Genomic DNA, 10,437 nt, shown 5'->3' on the forward strand with positions numbered 1-10,437 from the left:
AGACGCTGATCTTCACGGGGCCCCATCTTCATGCAGCCCCGTGCTTTGCCATTTCTGCAACGCTTTTCTATGTCATCCGCTAACGCCATATCCCGTAATACCGTGCCTGTGCCGCTCGTAAAAGCGGGACAGCGTTACGCCTTCGCCGGTGCCCACGCGTCGTCCGACGCCCTGCTCATCGCCCGCTACTTCGAAGCCAATCGCGAGCGCATGCCGCTGCTCGCGGTCGTTTGCGCGCAGGCGACCGACGCGCTGCGGCTCCAGCAGGAGCTCAAGTGGTACGCACCCGATGCACGCGTGCGCCTGCTGCCCGACTGGGAAACGCTGCCGTACGACACGTTCTCGCCGCATCAGGACCTGATTTCGGAACGGCTGGCCACCCTGCACGATCTCGGCGAAAAACGCTGCGACATCGTGCTGGTGCCCGCCACGACCGCGCTCTACCGCATGGCCCCGGCCAGCTTCATGGCGGCCTACACGTTCTACTTCCGGCAAGGCGAACGGCTGGACGAAGCGAAGCTGAAGTCGCAGTTCACGCTCGCCGGTTACGAGCACGTGTCGCAGGTGATGCGTCCCGGTGAATATTGCGTGCGCGGCGGTCTGATCGATCTGTTCCCGATGGGCTCGCCCCTGCCCTATCGTCTCGATCTGTTCGACGACACGGTCGACAGCATCCGCGCCTTCGACCCGGACACGCAGCGCAGCCTGTATCCGGTCAAGGAAGTGCGCCTGCTCCCGGGGCGCGAATTCCCGTTCGACGAACCCGCCCGCACGGCGTTTCGCGGGCGCTGGCGCGAGGTGTTCGAAGGTGACCCGAGCCGCAGCACGATCTACAAGGACATGGGCAGCGGCGTGCCCTCCGCGGGCATCGAGTACTACCTGCCGCTGTTCTTTGAAGAGACCGCCACGCTCTTCCACTATCTGCCGCCCGACGCCCAACTGGTGTTCGTCGGCGATCTGGAAGGCGCGATCCAGCGCTTCTGGAACGACACGCGTCAGCGCTACAACTTTCTCTCGCACGACCGCGAGCGCCCGGTGCTGCCGCCTGAGCAACTGTTTCTGCTCGATCAGGACTTCTTCACGTTCGCCAAGCCGTTCGCCCGCCTGACGCTGGCGAAGCCCGGTGACGGCAGTTGGGCGATCCCGCTGCCGACGATCTCGGTCAACCGCCGCGCCGACGATCCGCTGGCCGCCCTGCGCGCCTATCTCGCGCGTACGCCCGCACGTGTGCTGCTCTGCGCCGACTCTGCGGGCCGTCGCGAGACGCTGCTGCAACTGCTGCACGACAACGATCTGCGCCCGGTCTCGGTCGAATCGCTCGAAGATTTTCTGACCTCGGATGCACGCTTTGCCATTGGCGTAGCACCGCTCGCGTCAGGCTTTTTGCTGCCGGCGGAAGACCTCGCGTTCATCACCGAGAACGAGCTTTACGAAGGCTTGGCGCGCCGTGTCGGCAAACGCCGTCAGGAACAGGCGACGTCGGTCGACTCGATGGTCCGCGACCTCGCCGAACTCAAAGTCGGCGACCCGGTGGTGCATAGCCAGCACGGCATCGGCCGCTATCAGGGGCTGATCAGCATGGACCTCGGTGAAGGCGAGACCGAGTTCCTGCATCTCGACTATTCCGGCCAAAGCAAGCTCTACGTCCCCGTCTCGCAACTGCACCTGATCTCGCGCTACAGCGGTGCCGACCCAGATACCGCGCCGCTGCACTCGCTGGGTTCTGGCCAATGGGAGAAAGCCAGACGCAAGGCCGCGCAGCAGATTCGCGACACGGCGGCCGAGCTGCTCAATCTGTACGCGCGTCGCGCCGCACGCTCGGGCTATGCATTCGAACTCTCGCCGCGCGACTACGAAAAATTTGCCGACAGCTTCGGCTTCGAAGAGACCCCCGATCAGGCCGCTGCCATCAACGCCGTCATGGCCGACATGACGAGTGGCAAGCCCATGGACCGGCTGGTGTGCGGCGACGTGGGCTTCGGCAAGACTGAAGTGGCGTTGCGCGCGGCCTTCATCGCCGTGCTCGACGGCAAGCAGGTTGCCCTGCTCGCCCCCACGACGCTGCTCGCCGAACAGCATGCCCAGACCTTCTCCGACCGCTTCGCCGACTGGCCGGTGCGCATTGCCGAACTCTCGCGCTTCAAGACCACCAAGGAAGTGAACACGAGCGTGAAGGCCATCAACGAGGGTCAGGTCGACATCGTGATCGGCACGCACAAGCTGCTCTCGAACGATATTCAGTTCCAGCGTCTGGGGCTCGTCATCATCGACGAAGAACACCGCTTCGGTGTCCGTCAGAAGGAAGCCCTCAAGGCGTTGCGCGCCGAAGTCGACGTGCTCACGCTCACCGCCACGCCGATTCCGCGCACGCTGGGCATGGCGCTCGAAGGCCTGCGCGACTTCTCGGTGATCGCTACCGCGCCGCAAAAACGTCTGGCCATCAAGACGTTTGTGCGCCGTGAAGAAGACGGCGTGATTCGCGAAGCCATGCTGCGCGAACTCAAGCGCGGCGGTCAGGTGTACTTCCTGCACAACGAAGTCGAGACCATCGAGAACCGCAAGCTGGAACTGGAGGCACTGGTGCCCGAAGCGCGCATCGTCGTCGCCCACGGGCAGATGCACGAGCGCGATCTCGAGCGCGTGATGCGCGACTTTGTGACCCAGCGCGCCAACGTGCTGCTGTGCACGACGATTATCGAGACCGGCATCGACGTGCCGACCGCGAACACGATCCTGATGCACCGCGCCGACAAGTTCGGTCTTGCGCAGTTGCACCAGTTGCGTGGCCGCGTCGGCCGCTCGCACCATCAGGCCTACGCGTACTTGCTCGTGCACGATCCGAAATCGCTCACCAAACAGGCCCAGCGCCGTCTGGAAGCGATTCAGCAAATGGAAGAACTCGGCGCCGGTTTCTATCTGGCCATGCACGATCTGGAAATTCGCGGCGCGGGTGAAGTGCTCGGCGACAAGCAGTCGGGAGAAATCCACGAGATCGGCTTCCAGCTCTACACCGACATGCTCGCCGACGCCGTGAGCGCCCTCAAGGCCGGCCGCGAGCCGGACCTGAACGCCCCGCTGGCCGTCACCACCGAGATCAACCTGCACGTGCCGGCCATCTTGCCGAGCGACTACTGCGGCGACGTGCAGGAGCGTCTGTCGCTGTACAAGCGCTTGGCCAACGGCACGAACGCAGATGCCATCGACACGATTCAGGAAGAACTGGTCGACCGCTTCGGCAAGCTGCCGCAGCAGGCACAAGCGCTGATCGAGACGCACCGCATGCGCCTGCTCGCCAAGCCGCTGGGCATCACCAAGATCGATGCGAGCGAAGAAGCCATCGCCCTGCAATTCGAGCCCACGCCCGCCGTGGACCCGATGCGCATCATCGAACTGGTGCAGAAGCATCGCCACATCAAGCTGGCCGGTCAGGACAAACTGCGCATCGAAGCGAAGCACCCGCAACTGACCGATCGCGTGCGTGCGATCAAGGAAACCTTGCGCGCCATCAGTTCACCCGGCGCACGCGCGGCCTGAGATGAGCACCACACCCTGCGGCAATGCATCGGAAAACCAAGGGCAAACACGCATGAGCGTGCGTGGCATGCATGGTTTACCCGCGCAAATACCGGTGAATTCCCGCAATGCAAGAATGGTTGTGCAAGCAATCTTTTACCTCTAAATTATTTTTGAGTACCATTTCCCGGTACGTATGACTGGAAGATTCCCGGAGATTCGAATGACAAGCGCTTCCCCCCTGAGCTCTGCGACGCAAGCCGCCAACGACGCCCAACCCGCATCGCTCGACTGGATCAAGAAGCTGGTCAGCATCGACACGACGAGTCGCGAATCGAACCTCGGCCTGATCGAGACGGTGCGCGACAGCCTGAAGGACGCCGGCGTCGAACCGTGGCTGTCGTATGACGCCACCAAACGCAAGGCCAATCTGTTCGTCACGCTGCCCGCTGCCGACGGCAACACGCAAGGCGGCATCGTCCTGTCGGGCCACACCGACGTGGTGCCGGTCGACGGTCAGCCGTGGGACACCGATCCGTTCAAGCCCGAAGTTCGTGACGGCAATTTGTATGGCCGTGGCACCTGCGACATGAAGGGCTTCATCGGCTCGGTCATGACCCAGCTGCCGCAGATGCGCGACGCCAAGCTCAAGACGCCGTTCCACTTCGCGTTCTCTTACGACGAAGAAATCGGCTGCGTGGGTGCACCGGTGATGCTGGCCGAACTGCGCGAGCGCGGTATTCGCCCGGACGGCTGCATCGTCGGCGAGCCGACCAGCATGCGCGTGATCGTGGCGCATAAGGGCATCAACGCCTACCAGTGCTGCGTGCGTGGCCATGCCGCGCACTCGTCGCTCACGCCGAAGGGCTCGAACGCCATCGAATACGCTGCGCGCCTGATCTGCTACATCCGCGATCTGGCCGATCACTTCAAGCAAGTCGGCCCGTTCGACGAGTTGTTCGATGTGCCGTTCACCACGGCACAAACGGGCACGATCTCGGGCGGTATCGCGCTGAACACGATCCCGGCACTGTGCGAATTCGTTTTCGAATACCGCAACCTGCCGGGCGTGGACGCCGAAGGCATCTTCGCGCGCATTCAGCAATACGCGATCGAAGAGCTGGTGCCGAAAATGCAGAAGGAACACCCGAACGCTGGCATCGAGTTCAAGAAGATTGCCGCCGCCCCGGCGCTCGACGCATCGGAGCAGGACGCCATCACGCAACTCGTGCGCGCCCTCACCAAAGACACCGACAAGCGCAAGGTGGCCTATGGCACCGAAGCCGGTCAGTTCCAACTGGCAGGCGTGCCGTCGATCGTGTGCGGCCCGGGCAATATCGAACAGGCCCACAAGCCGAACGAATTCGTTTCGCTCGAACAGATCGCCCAGTGCGAATCGTTCCTGCAAAAGCTGATTCGCAGCAACACCGTCGGCGCCTGAGCCCCTGCCTGAGCCACTTTCGGCAACCGCACCGACTGACGTAATACCGGGCCGCATTCCGCTTCAGGATGCGGCCCGTTGCCATGGCGCTTCGCCCCCGAAGCACTTTGGCGTAAGACCGCAGTACCAGACGCCTGTCGAAAGCATCGCAACGCCAAGACTTTCGCAAGGGCGCACAGGACGTCCAAACGAGCAAGATAACGAGCACTCAACGCATACCGCACGATAGATAACGCACGACAGGATCTGGAGATCTCGCACATGAGCGCAGCAGCCCCCGACGCGACGGCCCCGGCCGCCCGTACTTCCCCGCACGCCTGGCGTGTGATCGTCTCGGCCTCGATCGGCAACGCCCTCGAATGGTTCGACCTCGTGGTGTACGGCTTCTTTGCCGTGACCATTGCCAAGCTGTTCTTCCCGACCGGCAACGACACGGTGTCGCTGCTGATCGCACTCGGCACGTTCGGTGTGTCGTTCTTCATGCGGCCGCTCGGCGCCATCGTGATCGGCGTGTATGCCGACCGCGCAGGCCGCAAGGCTGCCCTCACGCTCTCGATCCTGCTGATGATGGTGGGGACGCTGCTCATCGCGATCATGCCGACGTATTCGTCGATCGGCATTCTCGCGCCCATCGGCATCGTGCTCGCCCGCATGATTCAGGGCTTCTCCGCCGGTGGCGAGTTCGGCAGTGCGACGGCGTTTCTGGCCGAGCACGCGCCGCAACGCCGTGGCTTCTTCTCGAGTTGGCAAGTCGCGAGCCAAGGCCTCACCACGCTGCTCGCCGCCGGTTTCGGTGCATTGCTCACGGGCAACCTGACACCCGAAGCCATGGCCTCGTGGGGCTGGCGCGTGCCGTTCTTCTTCGGTCTGTTGATCGGCCCGGTCGCGTATTACATTCGCCGCCGTCTGGATGAGACGCCCGAATTCCTCGATGCCGAACCGACGCAAAACCCGCTGCGCGACACCTTCACGAGCCAGAAGGAACGCCTGCTGCTGGCCATCGGTGTGGTGGTCATGGCGACCGTTGCCACGTATCTCGTGCTTTACATGCCGACGTATGCCGTCAAGCAACTGGGCATGCCGTCGTCGGCCGCCTTCTCGGCCGTGCTGCTGACGGGCGTCGTGCAACTGATCGTCGCGCCGATCGTCGGCCACTGGTCGGACACGCACGGACGCACCAAGCCGATGCTCGCCGCCGCCGTCGCGCTGCTGGTACTCGTCTATCCGATGTTCCGCTTTCTGGATGCCAACCCGACGTTCGGTTCGCTGATGGTGTTCCAGATCGTGCTGGGCCTGCTGATGACGACGTACTTCGGCGCGCTGCCTGCCCTGCTCACCGAATTGTTCCCGGTGCAGGTGCGCACCACGGGCCTGTCGCTGGGCTATAACATTGCGGCAACCGTGTTCGGCGGCTTCGCACCGTTTATCATCACGTGGCTCATCGGCGCCACTGGCAACAAGCTTGCGCCGAGCTTCTATCTGATTTTTGCGGCCCTGATCAGCATTACCGCCCTGCTGCGCGTGCGCAGCATCGGTCTGCGCTAACGCTATCCACCGCGCTTTTTCTGGAGACAATGTCCAAGTGACTCATCCGAACGCCACCCCGGACCTGCACGCTGAAACCATCGACGGTCAGCCCGCGCCCACCAAAGAAGCGATTGCCGCGCTGCACGAGCAACTCAAGCCGTACGTGCGCCATACGCCGGTCTTCACGCGCCGCGACTTCCCCACGCTGGGCGACACGCAACTGACCTTCAAGTACGAACTGCTGCAAGCCTCGGGCACGTTCAAGGCCCGGGGGGCGTTCTCCAATCTGCTGGCGCTCAGCGACGCGCAGCGTCAGGCCGGTGTGACGTGCGTTTCCGCAGGCAATCACGCGGTGGCCGTGGCCTACGCTGCGCAGGCGATGGGCGTGAGCGCGAAGACGGTGATGCTCAAGACGGCCAGCCCCGCACGTTCGTCGCTGTGCCGTGAGTACGGTGCCGACCTCGTGCTGGCCGAGAACGTGCATGAGGCGTTCGACACGGTCAAGCGCGTGGAGCAGGAGGAAGGCCGCTTCTTCGTGCATCCGTTCAACGGCTATCGCACGGTGCTGGGCACGGCAACGCTCGGCTATGAGTGGGCGCAGCAAGCCCCCGATCTCGACGCCGTCATCGTGCCGATCGGCGGCGGCGGCCTGATCGCGGGTGTGGCCACGGCGTTCAAACTGTTCGCCCCGCACGTGAAGGTCTACGGCGTGGAACCGGCAGGTGCCGATGCCATGGCGCAGAGCTTTGCGACCAACGGTCCGGTCAAGATGGGCCCGATGACGGGCATTGCCGACAGCCTGATGGCGCCGCACACCGAGTTGTACAGCTACACCCTGTGCCGCCGCCATATCGACGAACTGGTGACGGTGACCGACGACCAGATGCGCGCGGGCATGCTCACCTTGTTCCGTCAGTTGAAGCTGGCCGTGGAACCGGCGTGCGCGGCTGCCACCGCCGCCCTGATGGGGCCGCTGCGCGAGAAGCTTGCCGGCAAGCGTGTGGGCGTGCTGTTGTGCGGCACGAACACCGACCCGGCCACGTTCCAGCGCCATATCGACGCCGCGCTCGCGGCAGAAGCCAACGCCTGACCGACGATGACCGCTACCTCGCCCTCGCCTGCCGTTTTGCTGCTCGACGCCGCGCAAGTCGCGGCGCTGATGCCTGTCGCCGACGCGATTCCCGTCATGTCGGAGATGTTCGCCGCGCTGGCGCGTGAGCAAGTTTATTTGCCCCTGCGTCAGATCATCCGGCCGCCGGAAGCGCTCGGCGCGAAAGGCATGCTGGGGATGATGCCGGCGTTTATTGCAGGGAGCGCGGGAAGCGGCGAAGGTGGAGACAACCCGCCGGTCTACGGGGCGAAGGTGGGCACGTTTTTCCCCGGCAACAGCACGCTGGGGAAAGACCCGCATCAAGGCTGCGTCGTGCTGATGAGCGGCGAGACGGGCGAGTTGCTGGCGATCATGAATGCCGCCGAGATCACCGGCATTCGCACCGCCGCCGTCACCGGGCTGGCGACCCGCCTGCTCGCGCGCCATGACGCAACACGTCTCGCGCTGATCGGCGCAGGCCATCAGGCGCACTGGCACCTTGCTGCTTTGGCGGCTGCGCGACCGTTGCAACACGTTCGCGTGGCGAGCCGTTCGCGCGCCAGTGCACAAGCGTTTGTCGACAAGGAACAACCGAACTACGGCTTCACGCTGGAGCCCGCCGACAGCGTCGAAGCCGCCGTGTGCGATGCCGATATCGTCGTGACCGTCACCAACACCACCGAGCCGGTGCTGCACTCGGCATGGCTGGCACCGGGCACGCACGTCAATCTGGTCGGCAGCAGCACGCCGCGCCATCGCGAAGCCGATACCGAGTTGATGGCGCGCGCCCGGCTGTTTGTCGACCGCCGCGAGTCGACCGTCAACGAATCGGGCGACTATCTCGCCGCCGCCGCCGAAGGCCGCATCGGTCCGGAGGATCTGCTGGCCGAACTCGGCGAACTGGTCATCGGCCGTCATCCGGGCCGGGCCAGCGCGGAGGACGTCACCCTGTTCAAATCGCTCGGCATGGGCGCGCAGGACGTGGCGCTGGCCGCCGCACTGTATCGGCGCGCGCAGACCCCGTCGGGTCAAAACATCGGGGTACGCGCCGCCATCTGAGCGCCGCAGGGCTGTCCGAATCCGTCCGATTCCCGTCCGCACAAGGTCTGTCGCCCGCGCGTGAACCTCCGTAATATGGGGCCATCGTCACCCCACCCCACGGAGTTCGTCATGTCGCAAGCTCAAACGTCACAAGCGTCCCGCACCGCCCTGCTCGTCATCGATGCCCAAGAATCGTTCCGCCAGCGTCCGTACTGGCGCGAAGACGATCTGGCCACGTACTTCTCGCGCCAGCAGGCGCTGGTCGACGGTGCCGTCGCGCGTGGCGTGCCGGTCGTGCAGGTCTTCCATATCGACTCGGGCGTGTTCTCGCGCGCCTCGGGCTTCGTGCGCACGCTCGAAGAACTCCGCATCGAGCCGGTCTTTACGGTAGATAAGGTCAAGCACAGCGCGCTGGCAGGCTCCACGCTCGGCCCGTGGCTGGTCGAGCATGGCATCACGCGTCTGATCGTCTCAGGTATCCGCACCGAGCAGTGCTGCGAGACGACCACGCGCGCCGCCTCCGATGCCGGTTATCAAGTCGATTTCGTCACCGAAGCCACGCTCACGTTCCCGATGAAGCACCCGCGCACGGGCCGCGAACTCTCGGTAGCCGACCTGAAAGAACGTACCGAAACGGTGCTCGTCGACCGCTTCGCTCGCATCGTCACGGTTGAGGAAGCGCTCGCGGCGGTGTAACGTCGGGGTCTGTCCGAATTTGTCCGCCGTCTGGGCGCTTACGTGATGCCGCGAATTCAACCTGTCTATCTGTTGGTCATGCCTGACGCGCTGCTGCTGGACATCGCCGCGCCGGCCGAAGCGTTGCGCATGGCCAATTTGCAGCAGGATACGGTTCGCTTCGTGTTGCATTACGTGGGCACCCGGGCGTCGGTCGACACGTCGATCGGCTTGCGGCTCTCGCCATTGACCGTGCTGCCCGATGGCGTCCCCGAGGATGCATGGATTGTCGTGACCGGCACGGTGGAAAAGCCGCTGCCGATCGCGGCGGCCCATGACGACGCGGCGGCATCGGTGGCATCGGTGGCATCGGTGGCATCGGTCATTTCGGACGACGACGCCGAATCGCTGGCCGTCGCGTGGCTGCGGCGTACGGTGCGCCCTACGCATCGACTAGCCTGCATCTGCACTGGCGCGTTGCTCGCCGCGCGGGCGGGGTTGCTCGACGGACGCTTCTGCACCACGCATCACGGCAGCTGCGATGCCCTGCGCGCGCTCGCCCCGGGCGCACGCGTGGCCGACAACCGGCTCTACGTGCAGGACGGCAACGTCTGGAGCAGCGCGGGCGTGACCACCGGCCTCGACCTGATGCTCACGCTCATTGCCGAGGTCACCAGTCCGTTGTGTGCTGCCGCGGTGGCCCGCCAGATGGTCGTCTACTCGCGCCGCGCCGGCGCCGACCCGCAGCTCTCGCCGTGGCTCGAAGGCCGCAATCACTTGCACCCCGCCTTGCATCGCATGCAAGACGCCATCGCGGCCGATCCCGCGCGCGACTGGACACTCGCCGCCATGGCAGAGATCGCCAGCACCAGCGAACGGCAGGTCACACGGCTCTTTCGCGAACACTCCGGCACCGCCCCGATCGACTACCTGCATCGCTTGCGCATTGCGCTGGTGCGCGAGATGCTCGGCAATAGCCAACTCGATCTTGAACGCATCGCCGAACGCGCGGGTTTCGCCTCGGCGCGCCATATGCGCCGCGTTTGGCACAAGTTCGAAGCGGTACCGCCGAGCCATGCACGCCGCCCCATGAACCACTAACCACTAGCCACTAACCACTAACCACTAAGCGCGGCTGACGCCCGCCGGT

At 64.5% G+C, this 10,437-nt stretch carries 7 protein-coding genes; all 7 read left to right on the forward strand.

Annotated features, from left to right (window positions below; genetic code table 11):
• The first annotated feature begins 69 nt into the window (after window positions 1–69).
• The gene (gene mfd, locus PIN31009_RS15090; protein ID WP_150790767.1) at window positions 70–3,534 is read left to right on the forward strand and encodes a transcription-repair coupling factor; all 3,465 of its coding nucleotides are present in this window, start codon (window positions 70–72) and stop codon (window positions 3,532–3,534) included.
• A gap of 202 nt (window positions 3,535–3,736) precedes the next feature.
• Window positions 3,737–4,954, forward strand: coding sequence for an acetylornithine deacetylase (gene argE, locus PIN31009_RS15095; protein WP_087725135.1), 1,218 nt, complete (start codon window positions 3,737–3,739; stop codon window positions 4,952–4,954).
• 261 nt (window positions 4,955–5,215) lie between these two features.
• Window positions 5,216–6,499 carry an MFS transporter gene (locus tag PIN31009_RS15100; RefSeq protein WP_150790768.1) on the forward strand — a complete coding sequence of 428 codons (1,284 nt, stop codon included), beginning with the start codon at window positions 5,216–5,218 and terminating at the stop codon, window positions 6,497–6,499.
• Between the two features lie 37 nt (window positions 6,500–6,536).
• Window positions 6,537–7,571, forward strand: coding sequence for a threonine/serine dehydratase family protein (locus PIN31009_RS15105; protein ID WP_246185682.1), 1,035 nt, complete (start codon window positions 6,537–6,539; stop codon window positions 7,569–7,571).
• A gap of 6 nt (window positions 7,572–7,577) precedes the next feature.
• Window positions 7,578–8,630, forward strand: a complete 1,053-nt coding sequence (locus tag PIN31009_RS15110; RefSeq protein WP_150790769.1) for an ornithine cyclodeaminase family protein — start codon at window positions 7,578–7,580, stop codon at window positions 8,628–8,630.
• 111 nt (window positions 8,631–8,741) lie between these two features.
• Window positions 8,742–9,308 (forward strand): cysteine hydrolase family protein, encoded by a 567-nt coding sequence (locus PIN31009_RS15115; protein WP_150790770.1) that lies wholly within the window; start codon window positions 8,742–8,744, stop codon window positions 9,306–9,308.
• A gap of 45 nt (window positions 9,309–9,353) precedes the next feature.
• A complete protein-coding gene (locus tag PIN31009_RS15120; RefSeq protein ID WP_150790771.1) occupies window positions 9,354–10,388 on the forward strand; it encodes a GlxA family transcriptional regulator in 1,035 nt (344 codons plus the stop codon).
• Window positions 10,389–10,437: the final 49 nt, after the last annotated feature.

Source organism: Pandoraea iniqua (assembly GCF_902459685.1).
GTDB classification, from domain to species: Bacteria; Pseudomonadota; Gammaproteobacteria; order Burkholderiales; family Burkholderiaceae; genus Pandoraea; species Pandoraea iniqua.